Annotated in this window: 15 protein-coding genes; 4 read left to right on the top strand and 11 right to left on the bottom strand. The window is 64.8% G+C overall.

Features of this window, described 5'->3' with window-relative positions; genetic code table 11:
• Positions 1-22: 22 nt before the first annotated feature.
• The gene (locus tag AC1RCO_RS01440) at positions 23-217 is read left to right on the top strand and encodes a hypothetical protein (RefSeq protein ID WP_011062094.1); all 195 of its coding nucleotides are present in this window, start codon (positions 23-25) and stop codon (positions 215-217) included.
• An 80-nt stretch (positions 218-297) separates the two neighbouring features.
• On the opposite strand, the gene ykgO is transcribed toward AC1RCO_RS01440, so the two are convergent.
• From ykgO to AC1RCO_RS01395, 9 genes are all read right to left on the bottom strand, one after another.
• On the bottom strand, positions 298-447 hold the full coding sequence (ykgO, locus tag AC1RCO_RS01435; protein ID WP_011062095.1) for a type B 50S ribosomal protein L36: 150 nt from the start codon (positions 445-447) through the stop codon (positions 298-300).
• Positions 448-633: 186 nt separating this feature from the next.
• On the bottom strand, positions 634-1,848 hold the full coding sequence (locus AC1RCO_RS01430; RefSeq protein ID WP_065363287.1) for a TPM domain-containing protein: 1,215 nt from the start codon (positions 1,846-1,848) through the stop codon (positions 634-636).
• 156 nt (positions 1,849-2,004) lie between these two features.
• Positions 2,005-3,411 carry an aldehyde dehydrogenase family protein gene (locus AC1RCO_RS01425; RefSeq protein ID WP_011062097.1) on the bottom strand — a complete coding sequence of 469 codons (1,407 nt, stop codon included), beginning with the start codon at positions 3,409-3,411 and terminating at the stop codon, positions 2,005-2,007.
• 10 nt (positions 3,412-3,421) lie between these two features.
• A complete protein-coding gene (locus tag AC1RCO_RS01420; protein WP_065363286.1) occupies positions 3,422-4,465 on the bottom strand; it encodes a homoserine dehydrogenase in 1,044 nt (347 codons plus the stop codon).
• Positions 4,466-4,840: 375 nt separating this feature from the next.
• On the bottom strand, positions 4,841-5,278 hold the full coding sequence (locus AC1RCO_RS01415; protein ID WP_011062099.1) for an Lrp/AsnC family transcriptional regulator: 438 nt from the start codon (positions 5,276-5,278) through the stop codon (positions 4,841-4,843).
• 22 nt (positions 5,279-5,300) lie between these two features.
• Positions 5,301-6,677 (bottom strand): threonine synthase, encoded by a 1,377-nt coding sequence (gene thrC / locus AC1RCO_RS01410; RefSeq protein WP_011062100.1) that lies wholly within the window; start codon positions 6,675-6,677, stop codon positions 5,301-5,303.
• Between the two features lie 16 nt (positions 6,678-6,693).
• A complete protein-coding gene (locus tag AC1RCO_RS01405; RefSeq protein WP_011062101.1) occupies positions 6,694-7,584 on the bottom strand; it encodes a LysR substrate-binding domain-containing protein in 891 nt (296 codons plus the stop codon).
• A 41-nt stretch (positions 7,585-7,625) separates the two neighbouring features.
• Positions 7,626-9,062, bottom strand: coding sequence for an amino acid permease (locus tag AC1RCO_RS01400; RefSeq protein WP_011062102.1), 1,437 nt, complete (start codon positions 9,060-9,062; stop codon positions 7,626-7,628).
• Between the two features lie 153 nt (positions 9,063-9,215).
• Positions 9,216-10,490: a cystathionine gamma-synthase family protein gene (locus AC1RCO_RS01395; RefSeq protein ID WP_011062103.1), complete on the bottom strand. Its 1,275-nt coding sequence runs from the start codon at positions 10,488-10,490 to the stop codon at positions 9,216-9,218.
• Between the two features lie 239 nt (positions 10,491-10,729).
• On the opposite strand from AC1RCO_RS01395, the gene AC1RCO_RS01390 reads away from it, so the two are divergent.
• Positions 10,730-11,266 carry a DinB family protein gene (locus AC1RCO_RS01390; protein WP_011062104.1) on the top strand — a complete coding sequence of 179 codons (537 nt, stop codon included), beginning with the start codon at positions 10,730-10,732 and terminating at the stop codon, positions 11,264-11,266.
• Here the strand turns inward: AC1RCO_RS01390 and AC1RCO_RS01385 are convergent, their stop codons facing one another.
• Positions 11,267-11,578 (bottom strand): hypothetical protein, encoded by a 312-nt coding sequence (locus AC1RCO_RS01385; protein ID WP_041118987.1) that lies wholly within the window; start codon positions 11,576-11,578, stop codon positions 11,267-11,269.
• A gap of 92 nt (positions 11,579-11,670) precedes the next feature.
• On the opposite strand from AC1RCO_RS01385, the gene AC1RCO_RS01380 reads away from it, so the two are divergent.
• Together AC1RCO_RS01380 and AC1RCO_RS01375 are read left to right on the top strand one after the other, a co-directional pair.
• On the top strand, positions 11,671-11,970 hold the full coding sequence (locus AC1RCO_RS01380; RefSeq protein ID WP_125063483.1) for a YceK/YidQ family lipoprotein: 300 nt from the start codon (positions 11,671-11,673) through the stop codon (positions 11,968-11,970).
• Positions 11,971-12,033: 63 nt separating this feature from the next.
• On the top strand, positions 12,034-12,423 hold the full coding sequence (locus AC1RCO_RS01375; protein WP_041118989.1) for a YceK/YidQ family lipoprotein: 390 nt from the start codon (positions 12,034-12,036) through the stop codon (positions 12,421-12,423).
• 27 nt (positions 12,424-12,450) lie between these two features.
• Here AC1RCO_RS01375 and AC1RCO_RS01370 read toward each other — a convergent pair whose 3' ends face one another.
• Complete coding sequence (locus AC1RCO_RS01370) at positions 12,451-13,224, bottom strand: EAL domain-containing protein (RefSeq protein ID WP_011062108.1); 774 nt, start codon at positions 13,222-13,224, stop codon at positions 12,451-12,453.
• Between the last annotated feature and the right edge of the window lies 1 nt (position 13,225).

Genomic DNA, 13,225 nt, shown 5'->3' with positions numbered 1-13,225 from the left:
CCCTGCTCTGGAGATGCTGAAAATGAAGTTGAACTGCCTCAAGGTGTTGCTGATCGGCGCCACCCTTCTACTGGGCGCCTGCTCCAGCGCGACCACCCACCCCTGCTATTCGGACAAGTGCCGGCTTGGCGGTGGCGTGAGCAATCTGAATCTCAACGGCAACAGCGCATTGGGCAACAGCTTCAACGAGTACGGCTCGACCCTGCTGCACGACTGAAAAACCTGCCCCCCATGCCTGGGTGCTGTCGGGAGTGGCTCGCTCCAGCAGCGCCTTGTCACTCCCGACCGCCCCCGCACTCACCCCTTGTTCCGGTTCTTCGCCCCGCCCTGGCGAGCCTTGAAGCGCGGATTGGATTTGCAGATCACATAGATGCGACCGCGACGCTTGACGATCTGGCAGTCGCGGTGACGATTCTTGGCTTCTTTGAGGGACGACAGGACTTTCATGGCAACGCTTCCTTGGGACTGAAATCAATGTAATAACATATCATATTCACCAATGAGAATTATTATCAACCATCAGTTTCCGCCACCCTGACCGCTCAACGATTCTCTGCGCCGCCATCGGCCCGTTGCCCGGCCCCGCAGGCTTGGGAGAGCAGGACGGCTGCGTGATCATTACCGCGCCCAGCCTCACCAACTGCCCGACGCCCCGCCGCCGCCACTGGAACCGCCGCCCCCGGAGAAACCGCCACCCGAGCTTGAGCGGCCGCCACTGCTGCTGCCACCGCCACTGCTCCAGCGAAAGCCACTGCCGCCGGCAAACAGTATGAAACTCAGGAAATAGGCGAACGGCACGACCCGCAGCCAACGCTGAGCCGCCTGCCAGGCATCCACACCCAGGCCCATCAGCAGAACCAGCGTCAGCAACACGGCAAAGCGCCATAAAAAGCCCCGGGGGCTCTTGCGCCAGCTGTTGCGCATCATCCAGTACAGCAGCCAATGGCCGCCCAGCACCAGCAGCACCCCCGCCGGCCAGGCCAGGCCGTAGAGGAAAGTCAAACGGCCCAGATACTGGCTGACCAGGGTCAGCAGGCCGATGTACAGCAGCAGCCCCAGCACCCCGTAGAACACCCGCCGCGCCTGCCACAGCCCGGCGAAGGTCGCACCGCCGATCAACATGCACAGCGGCACCAGGAACAACTGCGCCAGCCACTCATGGCCGCCCACGGCTCCCACCAGCACCGCCATCAGCACCACTGCGCCCCCCAGCACCCGGCGCCAGTTCCAGCCGGCGGCCAGCATCACCCCCGCCACCGAGCCGAAAACGAACGCCAGCAGCAAGGCATAGGCTTCGAGCGGCACCGCCAGCCCCGCAGGCTCGGGCAACGAGCCCCCGTCCACCAGCAGGATCAAGTCATCCAGGGCACGGTCAATACCGCCGGCAAAGTCGCCCTGACGAAAGGCCGGGGTCAGGTCCTGGGCGATGATCTGCCCGGCCAGCAGGTCGGTGACCACCGGTTCCAGGCCATAACCGACCTCGATCCGCACCTTGTGGTCGTTCTTCGCCACCAGCAGCAGGATGCCGTCGTCTACCCCCTTGCGCCCCAGCTTCCAGGCGCGAAACAACTGGTTGCTCAGGGCCTCGATGCTCTGCTGGCCCAGGTTGGGCAGCAGCATCACCGCGATCTGCGCGCCGCGGCGCTGCTCCAGCGCCTCCAGCTTGTGCACCATCCGCTCCTGGGTGGCGCTATCCAAGGTCGCGGTCAGGTCGATCACCCGCCGGTCCAGGGGCACCTTCACCAGCCCCGGCGGCGCCTCCTCGGCGTGCACCAGGGCCGGCGACAGCAGCCCGAGAAACAGCGCCAGCCACAGGCCACGCCCTTGTTGCAACCACACCTTGATCATCGGCCCGCTTCCCGCATCGTTCATCCTGAAGCGGCGAACTTTACCACTGCCCGTACCGCGACCGATTCACCGCACCTCACCGCCAGCAAAAAAACACCGGGCAGGTGACCAAACCTGCCCGGTGCCCGGCGACCTGTCGTGTTGCTGCAATCAGCCTCAGCCCAGGCGGTTGAGGCACACCACCTTGGGCTGGGTCATTTCCTCATAGGCGAAACGCACCCCTTCTCGGCCCAGGCTGCCGTACTTGAAGCCGCCAAAGGGCATGGCATCGAAACGGTAATCGGAAGAGTCGTTGATCATCACCCCACCCGCCTCGATCCGCCGCGCAGCGTCCATAGCGATACGCAGGTCATTGGTGAAGATCCCTGCATGCAGGCTGTATTCGGGCTGATTGGCCAAAGCGATGGCCTGATCCAGATCGTCGAACGGTTGCAAGACCACCACTGGCGCAAAGACCTCGTCCTGCCACAGGCGACTGCCGTGGTCGACATTCTCCAGCACCGTGGCGGCGTAACAGGAACCCCGGCGCTGATGCCCACAGAGCAAACGCGCGCCCTGTTGCAGCGCTTCATCCACGACCTTCTGCGCGTTCTGCGCCGCCTGCAGGCTGATCATCGGCCCGATGTCCGTGCTGCTGGCCAGCGGGTCGCCACTGACCTGCTCCCGAGCCAGGCGCACAAAAGCCTCTCGAAACGCCTCATAGATCGAGGCCTGGACCAGCAGGCGCTGGGTGCCGATGCAGTTCTGCCCCGCCGCCCAGAAGGCCCCGGACACGCAGCTTTCCACCGTCGCCGCCAGGTCACAGTCGGCCATCACGATCACCGGCGCATTGCCTCCCAGGTCCATGGCCAGCTTTTTCAACCCGGCGCTGCGGGCGATCTGCTCCCCGGTGACAAAGCCGCCGGTGAACGACACCATGCGCACCTCACGGGCTTCCACCAGGGCCTTGCCCAGGTCCGCACCACCGGTGGCCAGGGTCACCACCGAGGTCGGCAGGCCGGCATCGCGCAAGTAGTCCACCAGCTTGATCGCCGACAGCGGCGCCAGCTCCGAGGGCTTGAGAATCACCCCGTTGCCCCCGGCGATGGCCGGGCCCAGCTTGTGCGCCACCAGGTTCAACGGATCGTTGTAAGGCGTGATCGCCAGGATCAGCCCCAAGGGCTCGCGCGAAAACCAGCCCTGGCGGTTTTCCGAACCTTCATAGGCATCAAACGGCAGCACCTCGCCGGCATTGCGCTTGGCCTCTTCGGCCGACAGCTTGAGGGTGTTGATGCAGCGCTTGACCTCTTTCTGCGCCTGTTTCAGGGTCTTGCCCGCTTCATCGACGATCAACCGGGCGAAATGTTCGGCGTCGCGCTCGATGTTCAGGGCCGCCCGCTCCAGAATCCGTGCCCGCTGATAGCGCGGCAGCGCCGCGCAGTCGCTGACACCCTGGCGGGCTTGCTGCAACAGGTAGGGCACGGCACAGGCCTCAAGGCGTGGCACTGTCCCGATCAGCCGACCATCGAAGGGGCTGCAGACATCAATCGAATCGGCGGCCAGCGCCAGACGTGACAGGTTCATGGGCATGCTCCTAGCGGGCCAAGCGCGACTGGTGGATGTGAATGATGTCCGAGAGCAAGGCAAAGGCGGTCTCGATGCGCCCAGCGCCCGGCCCGGACACCGTCACCGCGCCCAGCAGTTCGGTGTTGAACGACACCGCGTTGATCGCCCCGCCAATGCCCGCCAGCGGATGGGCCAGGGGCAACAGGCGCGGCTCGACACTGGCTTGCAGCGAGCCATCGGCCAGGCGTTGGGCCGAACCGATCAGCTTCCAGCGCGCGCCCTCGGCACGGGCCTGCTCCAGGTCCTTGGCCGTCAGGCCGGAGATACCCCGGCAACTGACATCACTGACGGTCAACTGCGCGTCGAGCAATTCGTTGGCCAGGATCACCACCTTCAAGCGCACGTCAAAGCCTTCGACATCCGCGCTCGGATCGGCCTCGGCATACCCCAGGGCCTGGGCCTCGGCCACCGCTTCGGCAAAGCCCAGGCCGGCCTCCATGCGGGTCAGCACAAAGTTGGAGGTGCCATTGAGAATGCCCTCGAACCCCAGTAGCCCACTGCCGGCCAGGGACTGCTTGGCCATGCGGATCACCGGGGTGCCGCTCATCACCGCGCCTTCGTATTCGAAGGCCGCCAGATTGCGCCGGGCCAGGGCCTTGAGCTCGGCGCTGTGCAGGGCAATGGGGCCCTTGTTGGTGGTCACCACGTGCTTGCCCTGCTCCAGGGCCCAACGGCAGAAGGTACTCGCTGGCTCGCCGTCCACCGGGTTGGTGAAAGTGGCCTCGGCAATGATGTCGGCGCCGGAGTCCTTGATCACCTGTTCGTTGAGCGCCTCCACCTGGCCGCCCGGCAGTTGCGCCAAGGCGCCCTTGGTTGCCGGCAGCTTGCTCAGCAGACCGGCATCCAGCCCCTGGGGAGCGACGATGGAGCCCAGGAACAGATCGCTGATGCCAACGATCTTCAAGCTGAAACCCAGTTGTTTTTTCCACGCCTGATTGCGCTCGGCAATCAGTTGCGCCAGGGCCCGGTTGACCCCGCCGAAGCCCACCAGGGCGATGTTGTATTCAGTCATTTTTGTTGTGTTCCATCCGGGTTGAGAAGCTGATGGACACAAGGTTAGGGGTCGGGACCGGGCAGTGAAATATGCCGTTTTGCTGTATTTGCTGAGCATTTTGCCCAGCGCCGGTGACCACTGCCGAAGGCTGCGCTCACAGGCGCTGGCTACGCAAAACCCGCAACCAAGACTGCCCCTGTAGCCGCTGCCGAAGGCTGCACCCGGCTCCGCAGGAGACGCTAACCCTGGCGGTGCGGTCCAACAGGACACCACACAGGGTTCCATTCATCGCAACATGCTGATTGACCGCGCAGGAAGGTCCTTCGGCCCTTTTCGCAGCCTCGCCAAAGGCTCGGCAGCGGCTACAGGAGGCCAGAAGATCCGGCTCTGCGCTCAGGCCACAGAGGACAAGACAAAGGACGTCACGGTGTTTTCCACCCCGGGCAAGGCGGCGATGTCATTCCACACCCGGTGCACCCGCTCTACGCTGGCGGCGCTGACCCGCACCAGCACATCGAACTCGCCGCTGAGCACTTCGCACTGGATGATCTCCGGCATCGCGCGCAGCGCCTGCAATACATCGGCCCCGCGCATGCGGTCGTAGCGGTAGACGAAGATCAGCGCATTGATCCGGGTATCCGCCCCGCGCCCTTCGCCCAGGCGAATGGTGTAGCCCTGGATCGCTCCGTCGCGCTCCAGGCGTTCGATGCGCTGGCGCACTGCGTTGCGCGACAGGTTGACCTTGGCCGCCAGCTCGGCATGAGCCGCCCGGGCATTGCGGGTCAGCTCGGCGATGATGCATTCGTCCAGTGGATCCAGGATCCGCTTCATGAAGCCTCCTTCGCGGTGCCCATCACAGTGCCTTCAGGCAGTGCAGTACGGCGGCAAAATCATCCGCCGCCAGTGCCTGCCACTGCGCCGTGGAAGGCGCCGCGAGTGGCTGCGGTGCCAGCCCTGGAATACCCAGCGAGCCCAGCAACCGAGCCGACTTGGCCGGCGCGATCTCCCCCAGGGTGACCATGGGCGCCACCAGGCTGCGGCGGTACAGGCGCGCCGCCAGGACACCGATGGCAGCATGGGGGTCGATGATGTAGCCGGTGTCCCGATAGAGGCTGCTGATCTCCTTGCCGGTCTCTTCATCGCTCACCGAGTAGGAGTCGATGATCATCCGCGCCTGCAGCCAGAACTCGTTGCCCAGGGTCATCTCGCCACTGCCTTCAAAGCGCTGCATCAGGCCCGCCACCGCATGCGGGTCCTGGCCATAGAGCTCCCAGACAAAGCGCTCCAGGTTGGCGAACAGCGACAGGTCCATGGCCGGCGACAGGCTCTGGCTGGCCTCGGCGCGACAATAGCGGTTCTTCAGGAACAGCTGGTGCAGGGCGTCGTTGCGGTTGGTGGCGACAATCATCTGGGTGATGGGCAGGCCCATCTTCTGCACGATATAGCCGGCATAGACCTCGGCGAAGCTGGCCGCCGGCACGCTGAAACCGATGGGCCGCTGGCCGCCCCCCAGTTGCAGCACGGCATGGAAATACAGCACCAGCTGGGCCATGACCCCGACCCAATTGCTGGAGTTGAAGCCGATCACCTCGCGCTCGGCCAGGGGCCATTGGCGCAGCAGGCGGGCCACCAGGGTCTGGCAGTCGTCGAAGCTGCCCTGCACGGCAAAGCGCCACAGCCCGGGGTTGTGTGCCGCCTGCAACTGCTGCCCTTGCTGCTCGGGCACGCCGTGCTGCGGATAGAACACCAGCACCTGGGTCTGCGGGCAGTCCTTGAAGGCGTCGATGGCCGCCAGCGCGGTATCGCCGTTGCTGGCCCCCACCAGCACCCCGTGGCGCTGCCGGCGCTGGAGGAAATAGCCCACCAGTTGCGCCTGCAACCGCGCGGCAAAATCCTTGGCCGAGCCTGTGGGCCCATGGAACAGTTCCAGCACCCATTCATTGCGGTCGATCTGTCGCAGGGGCGCCACCGCGCGGTGGCCAAAGCCACTGTAGGCGCGGCTGAGCAAGGCCTTGAAGTCCGCCTCGGGCAGGCAGTCGCCCACAAAGGGGCTGAGCACCCGGAAGGCCAGTTCGGGGTAATCCAGGGTCGACCAATTGGCGATCTCCTGGGGGCTGAAGCGTGGCAGCTCGGCAGGCACGTACAGCCCGCCATCGGCGGCCACGCCGGATAACACCACGCTTTCGAAATCCACCTGCTCGGCGGTACTGCGGGTACTCACATAACGCATGTTTGGCTCCGGCCAGTCATTTATGGCGATGGGCCTGCTCCACCAGCCAGGTGGAAAATTCCAGCGCATCGGGGTGTGGATCGGCCCCGGCGCCACGCACCAGGTAAAAGGATTCGCTGGCCTCGATGCGCTGACTGAAAGGCTCCAGCAAGCGCCCGTCGGCGAGCATCTGGTCGACCATGGAGGAACGGGCCAGGGCCACGCCCAGGCCCAGTTCGGCCATGCGCAAGGTGGAAATCAGGGTGTCGAACTGCATCCCCCGGGACGAATCCACTTGCTCGGCGCCGGCCCGCTGCAGCCAGTAGCCCCAGCCCTCTTCGTAGCCCAGCACATGCAGCAGCGGGTGCCGGGCCAGGTCCGCCGGCACCTCTAGCGGCGCCTTGTCCAGCAAGGCCGGGGCGCACACCGGGAACAGCGTGTCCCAAGTCAGGCGCTGGGCCACCAGCCCCGGCCAGTGGCCGTGGCCCCAACGAATTTCCAGGTCGTCTTCGCCATCCAGCTCCTTGACCCAGATATTGCTGATGTAGCGGATATCCACCAGCGGGTGCCTGTGCTGAAAATCCGCCAGTTTGGGCGCCAGCCAGTGGACGAAAAACGCCAGGCTGCCGCGCACCTTGATCGGCCGGCGCTTGTGCTGGCCGAAAATTTCGTTGGTGCCCACCGCCAACCGGGTGATCGCGTCCTGCACCACCGGCAGGTAGGAGCGGCCCTCCTCGGTCAGGTCCAGGCCGCGGGGCAGGCGCTTGAACAGCGCCACCCCGAGGTGGCTTTCCAGCTGGCGAATCTGTTGGCTGACCGCGCCCTGGGTGAGGAACAGTTCCTCGGCGGCGTGGGTGAAGTTAAGGCAACGGGCGGACACCTCGAAGGCGCGCAGCCAGTTCAGCGGGGGCAAGCTTTTCTGCTTCATGGCCTGGCTCTCATGGACACCCTGGGCGCCGGGCGCACCCGTCAACCCTGCAGGGCATCGGAGGGCCGAGCCAGGGCTGCCAGGGACAGGCGCCGCTGGCGGCTACTGCGGGTAATGTAATACACCAGGTAGCACCAGGCGATGAAGGGCAGGCCGAAGTACAGGGCCACGCGCTGCTCGGGGTCGAAACCAATGCCGACACAGGCCAGGGCGCAGCACAACAGCGCCCCCAACGGCACCCAGGGGTAGCCACGAACACGGAATTTCAAGTCGCGCACGTCACCGCCGTTGGCCACGAAGTGCCGACGAAAGGCGATCTGGCTGGCGGCGATGCTCATCCACACCACCACCACCGCCAGCCCGGAAATCGACACCAGGGCCAGGTAGATGGTGTCCGGGGCGAACACGCTGCTGAGCAGCGAGGCGGCGCCACCGGCCATGCTCACGATGATCGCGTTGAGCGGCGTGCCCATGCGGGTCAGGGCCGAGAACTGCTTGGGCAGGTGCCCCTGGTCACTCAGGGTCCAGAGCATCCGCGAGGCGGCGTACAGCCCGGAGTTGGCGGCGGACAGCAACGCGCTGATGATCACGAAGTTCATGATGTCGGCCGAGTACGGAATGCCGATGTAGGTGAACACCGTGACGAACGGGCTTTCCACCAGGCCGGCCTGCTCCCGGGGCAACAGGGTGGCGAGGACGAAGATGGTGCCGACGAAGAAGATCGCCAGGCGCAGCACCGTGGTGCGGATCGCCCGTGGCACATTGCGTTGCGGGTCACGGGTTTCGCCAGCGGCGATGCCGATCAGTTCGGTGCCGGAGAAAGCGAAGGCCACCGCCAGTAGGGTCATGGCGATCGGCATGAAACCGGTGGGGAATAGCCCCTCACGGGTGAAGTTGCTCAGGCCGATGCTGTGGGCCTGGTCGATGTGCAGAAGACCGAGAATCGCCCCGCCGCCCACCACCAGGAATGCCAGCACGGTGATCACCTTGACCAGCGACAGCCAGAACTCGGTCTCGGCGAACAGCCGCACCGACACCACGTTGGACAAGAACACCACCATGGCGAACAGCGCGCTCCAGATCCACACCGGGGTCTCGGGGAACCAGCGGGCCATGAGGATCCCGGCGGCGGTGAATTCCGAGCCGATGGCCACGGTCCAGGTCAGCCAGTACAGCCAGGCCACGGTGTAGCCGGTGCCGGGGCCGAGAAAGCGCGTGGCGTAGGTGCTGAAGGAGCCGGTCTCGGGCATCTGCACCGCCAGCTCGCCGAGGCACATCATCACCAGGTACACCATCAGCGCGCCGATGATGTAGGCGATCACCGCACCCAGCGGGCCGGCCTGGTTCACCGTGTAGCCGGACGTGAGGAACAGCCCGGTGCCTATCACCCCGCCCAGGGCGAGCATGACAATGTGCCGGGTCTGCATTTCTTGCTTGAAGCCGCCGCGCAAGTCGGTCTGTTGTTCTTGTAGGGACATGATGGTTCTCATGAAAGTTGTCAGGGCAAGTCTCAATTTCTGCGACTGTGGAAATGGGCAGAAAACAAATCGGATGCCACCAGGTTTTTATTGTTATTCCTCTTCATGAAGCCCCCACTGGCTGCCTTGCTGTGGGGGTGTTGCGCGCTCTTTTCAGTGGGCGACCTCGGCCCGCGGGTCCTGGGATGGGATGGCGCCAGGCGCCGCATTCTGCTTGAGGGATTGGCGCAGCCAGGCGAAGGCCTGCTGCAGGTCGGCCAGCAGGTCATCGGTGTCTTCGATGCCCACCGAAATCCGCACCAGGCCTTCGGAAATGCCCAGGGCCTGGCGCTCTTCCAGGGTGTTCTCCACATGGCTGGTAGTGCGCGCCGGGCCGTAGATGGTTTCCACCGCCCCCAGGTTGCCGGCGCAGTGGGCATAGCGCAGGCGTGGCAACAGCTGCTTGACGCTGTCCATGCCACCCACCAGGACAAAGCTGACGATGGCGCCGAAACCGCGCATCTGCGCACAGGCCACGGCGTGGTTCGGGTGGTTGGGCAGGCCCGGGTAGTTCACGGCTTCCACCAACGGCTCGTTGAGCAGGAACTGCGCCAGCTGCGCGGCGCTGTGCTGTTGCTGGCGCATGCGCAGGGCCAGGGTCTTGATCCCGCGAATGATCAGGTAGGCCGAGAACGGATCGAGGCTGGCACCGTTGATTTCCCGGTAGTGACGCACCTGGCTCATCAGCGCTTCGCTGCCGCAGGCCACGCCACCAAGCACATCGCCGTGACCGCTGAGGAACTTGGTAGCGCTGTGGATCACCACATCCACGCCCAGCGCCAGGGGGTTCTGGTTCAGCGGCGTAGCGAAGGTGTTGTCCGCCACCACCAGGGCGCCGACCTGTTTCGCCGCGGCGACCAGACGCTGGATATCGACGATCTTCAGGGTCGGGTTGGTCGGCGTCTCCAGGTACAGCAGGTCGCAGCCCTTGGCGATCTCGGCCTCGATCTGCTGCTGGTCGAAGGTTTCGCAGAGGGTCACGGCCACGCCCATGCGCGGCAGGAATTCCTCGAAGATCTTGTTGGTACCACCGTAGCTGTCCTTGGTCGACACCACCCGCTGGCCGTGGCGCAGGAAGCTGTAGAGCACGCCGCTGATGGCTGCCATGCCGCTGCTGAAGGCCACCGCCGATTCGGCGTTTTCCAGATCCTGCAGCTTGGCTTCCAGGGTTTGCACCGTGGGGTTGCTCATGCGGCTGTAGATAAAGCCCGGGGCCTTGCCCAGGGCCACGTCGTACCACTGGTCGATGTCGTCGTAGCCATAGGCGGCGCTGGCGACAATCGGGGGTTGCGTGGCGTTGTAGGGATGACGGACTTGCTCTCCGCCCCAGACCACCCGGGTAGCGGTTCCGGGGTTTTCCAGCCCTGTGCGTTCAGGTTTTTTATTCATTGCAACGGCTCACCATAAAGGGTGCGCGGCCTGTTGCCGCGCTGGATCTGGTGGCCAATATAGAGAAAAGCCCAAGCCCCGAGAAACGATGTTATCGGGGCCAAAGGGGCGGTTTTTTTAATGGCTGCACAGCCCTGCAAACGGCCTGCGCACGAGGCTTTTGTGACGCCTCTTGCATTGCGGCACCGGGGCTTGCGAAGCTGCTGCGCGCCAGCCCGCAAACCCCGAAAGGAACCGCAATGAACCGCACCGAGCACCTGTGCCTGATGGCTCGCTACAACCAGTGGATGAACAGCAAGCTGTACAGCGCCGCCATGGGCCTGTCCGATGCGCAACTGGCTCTGGACCGGCAGGCCTTTTTCGGCTCGATCCTCGGCACCCTCAATCATTTGCTGGCCGGCGACACCATCTGGCTCAAGCGCTTTGCCCAGCACCCGGCGCGGTTTGCGGCCCTGGCGCCGCTGCAGCAGGTGGCCCTGCCACAGGACCTCAAGACCCTGCTGTTCCCAAACCTGGGCGGGCTCTGGCAGCAGCGTCAGTGGCTGGACCAGTTGATCCTCGATTTCAGCCAGTCCCTGAGCGACGCCGACCTGGACAGCAGCCTGCATTACGCCAACACCCGGGGCGTGGTCGCCGAGCGCGATTTCTATAGCCTGCTGGTGCATTTCTTCAACCACCAGACCCACCACCGCGGCCAGGCCAGCACCCTGCTGACCCAGGCCGGGGTGGATATCGGCGATACCGACCTGCTTATGCTGATACCCAGCGATATCTGATCAGGCTTGAGCCCAACGGGCGCACAACAGGGGCAGGCCGCGCTCGTGCCAGAAGCCCATGGAAATCCCGCCGCTGGACATGCCGCCATGGGCAAAGGCCTCGACGAAGAAGTGCCCTGCCGAGCTCCAGGCCCTGCCGGTCAGTTGCTCGAAGGCCTGGACGATCAGGGCTTCCAACTGCTGCGCCGTGGCCGGCCAGGGCGTGTGGGCCAGATGCGTGGCCATGGCTCGCCACAAATAGGGGTCACCCCGCAGCCCCCAGGACAGCGGTTCCTCGGCGAACAGCCGTGCGACGCTGCGCTCTCCCTCCATCGAACCCTCCCGGCACTGCGCCCAGTATTTATTCAGCGCCCAATCTAGCGTCTGCATCGGGCTTCTGCGACCATGCGCGCGGAAAAACCCGCTTGCTAAGGAATGGCGCCATCAAAGCCCTCAATGCTCTGTTCGTTGTGTCCCTGCTGTCCCTGGTGGGCTGCGGCACCCTGATCGCCCGCACCCCCAATGCCCATACCAGCTACGACTACTACAAAGGCACCCAGGCCAATATCGAACTGCTGACCATGCGCGGAGCCAGCGGCTACGACGGCTACGTCACGCTGTTCTGCTGGATGAGCATTGTCTGCCCGGTGGTGGCCATCGTCAGCCTGCCGGTGGACGCCGTGGCCGACACCGCGCTGCTGCCCTATGACGCGATGAAGCCCTGAGCCGCGCCCCCCCCTGCCAATGGCCTGAATGGAAGAGCGATCATCCGAATCATCAATTACCTGTTGCTGCTCAACACCCTGCTGCTGTCCGGCTGCGGCACCTACATGACTCGCGGCAATGCCCTGGACTTTCGCGACGACCGCTACTACCGCAGCGTCAAGACCAACGCCCAAGTGCTCACCGGCTACGACATGGGCTACGCACGCATGATCACCGGCGGCTGCTGGGTGATGGTGGTGTGCCCGATCCTGATGATCGCCAGCCTGCCCCTGGACGCGGCGCTCGACACCGTGCTGCTGCCCTACGACGCGCTCCAGCCGGAGCGGCCCAAGCGCAACATGCACGTGGATAGGAAGGAGATTCCCGAGCAAGACCTGCAGGCATTGCCCATCAGTGCCGAGGTGCAAGACCCGACGGCCCACACCCCGCCCATCACCCCGCAGGCTGATTGAACCCCTTCAGGCGGGCATGCACCCGGGCTACGCCTGATCCGGCGTGCACAGCTGGGGCACCCGCTGCGCCAGGCGGCAACGTCGCCCCAGGCGATCCACCTGGGGGCGGCCGAACAGGTAGCCCTGCCCCCACTCGCCACCACAGGCCGTGGCCAGGCCCTGGTCGGTGGCAGTCTCCACCCCTTCGATGATCACGCAGGGCGCCAGGGTCTTGCACAGTTGCACCAGGTGGCTGAGGGTCTGGGCGCTGTTGAGTTCGCTGCGGGCGCGCTGGATGTAGCCCTTGTCGATCTTGACGATGTCCGGCCGGGTCTGGCGGATGAACTCCAGGGTGCCCAGGCCCGCGCCGAAATCGTCGATGGCCACCCGGCAGCCCAGTTCGCGCAGGCACAGGACAAACTCGCTGGCCGCCTCGATGCTCGGTGGCGTGGCGCTTTCGGTGATCTCGATGACCAGCCGCGCGGCCACGCCGGGAAAGTCCCGCAACTGCTGGACAATGGGGTACCAGAATGAATCGATGATCGCGCTCTGGGCCGAGATATTGCACCCCAGGCGCAGGCGTTCGTCCCGTTGCAGGCTGTCGATCACACAGAGCACCACGCTGCGGTCCAGCTCGCGCATCACCTGGTGTTTCTCCAGTAGCGCCAGGGGGTAGACATCCCCGCCCTGGGCATCGACATGGCGCAGCAACCCTTCGTGGTAGAGCACCCGGCTGCTGTCGGGCAGCCACACCACCGGCTGGAATGCCAGCATCAAATGGCCCTCGGCCAATTCACGATAAAAGTCTTTGATGCTTTGCATG

The sequence above is a fragment of the Pseudomonas sp. GW823-FHT03E05 genome, assembly GCF_058796855.1.
The sequence above is the reverse complement of the archived record's forward strand: the minus strand, read 5'-3'. Positions and strand labels throughout refer to the sequence as shown.

Coding starts and splice junctions, on each gene's coding strand:
- AC1RCO_RS01420 (WP_065363286.1), bottom strand. CDS start 4,465: ATGACTGAATACAACATCGCCCTGGTGGGCTTCGGCGGGGTCAACCGG.
- AC1RCO_RS01425 (WP_011062097.1), bottom strand. CDS start 3,411: ATGAACCTGTCACGTCTGGCGCTGGCCGCCGATTCGATTGATGTCTGC.
- AC1RCO_RS01390 (WP_011062104.1), top strand. CDS start 10,730: ATGAACCGCACCGAGCACCTGTGCCTGATGGCTCGCTACAACCAGTGG.
- ykgO (WP_011062095.1), bottom strand. CDS start 447: ATGAAAGTCCTGTCGTCCCTCAAAGAAGCCAAGAATCGTCACCGCGAC.
- AC1RCO_RS01385 (WP_041118987.1), bottom strand. CDS start 11,578: ATGGAGGGAGAGCGCAGCGTCGCACGGCTGTTCGCCGAGGAACCGCTG.
- thrC (WP_011062100.1), bottom strand. CDS start 6,677: ATGCGTTATGTGAGTACCCGCAGTACCGCCGAGCAGGTGGATTTCGAA.
- AC1RCO_RS01405 (WP_011062101.1), bottom strand. CDS start 7,584: ATGAAGCAGAAAAGCTTGCCCCCGCTGAACTGGCTGCGCGCCTTCGAG.
- AC1RCO_RS01430 (WP_065363287.1), bottom strand. CDS start 1,848: ATGATCAAGGTGTGGTTGCAACAAGGGCGTGGCCTGTGGCTGGCGCTG.
- AC1RCO_RS01370 (WP_011062108.1), bottom strand. CDS start 13,224: ATGCAAAGCATCAAAGACTTTTATCGTGAATTGGCCGAGGGCCATTTG.
- AC1RCO_RS01440 (WP_011062094.1), top strand. CDS start 23: ATGAAGTTGAACTGCCTCAAGGTGTTGCTGATCGGCGCCACCCTTCTA.
- AC1RCO_RS01395 (WP_011062103.1), bottom strand. CDS start 10,490: ATGAATAAAAAACCTGAACGCACAGGGCTGGAAAACCCCGGAACCGCT.
- AC1RCO_RS01400 (WP_011062102.1), bottom strand. CDS start 9,062: ATGTCCCTACAAGAACAACAGACCGACTTGCGCGGCGGCTTCAAGCAA.
- AC1RCO_RS01415 (WP_011062099.1), bottom strand. CDS start 5,278: ATGAAGCGGATCCTGGATCCACTGGACGAATGCATCATCGCCGAGCTG.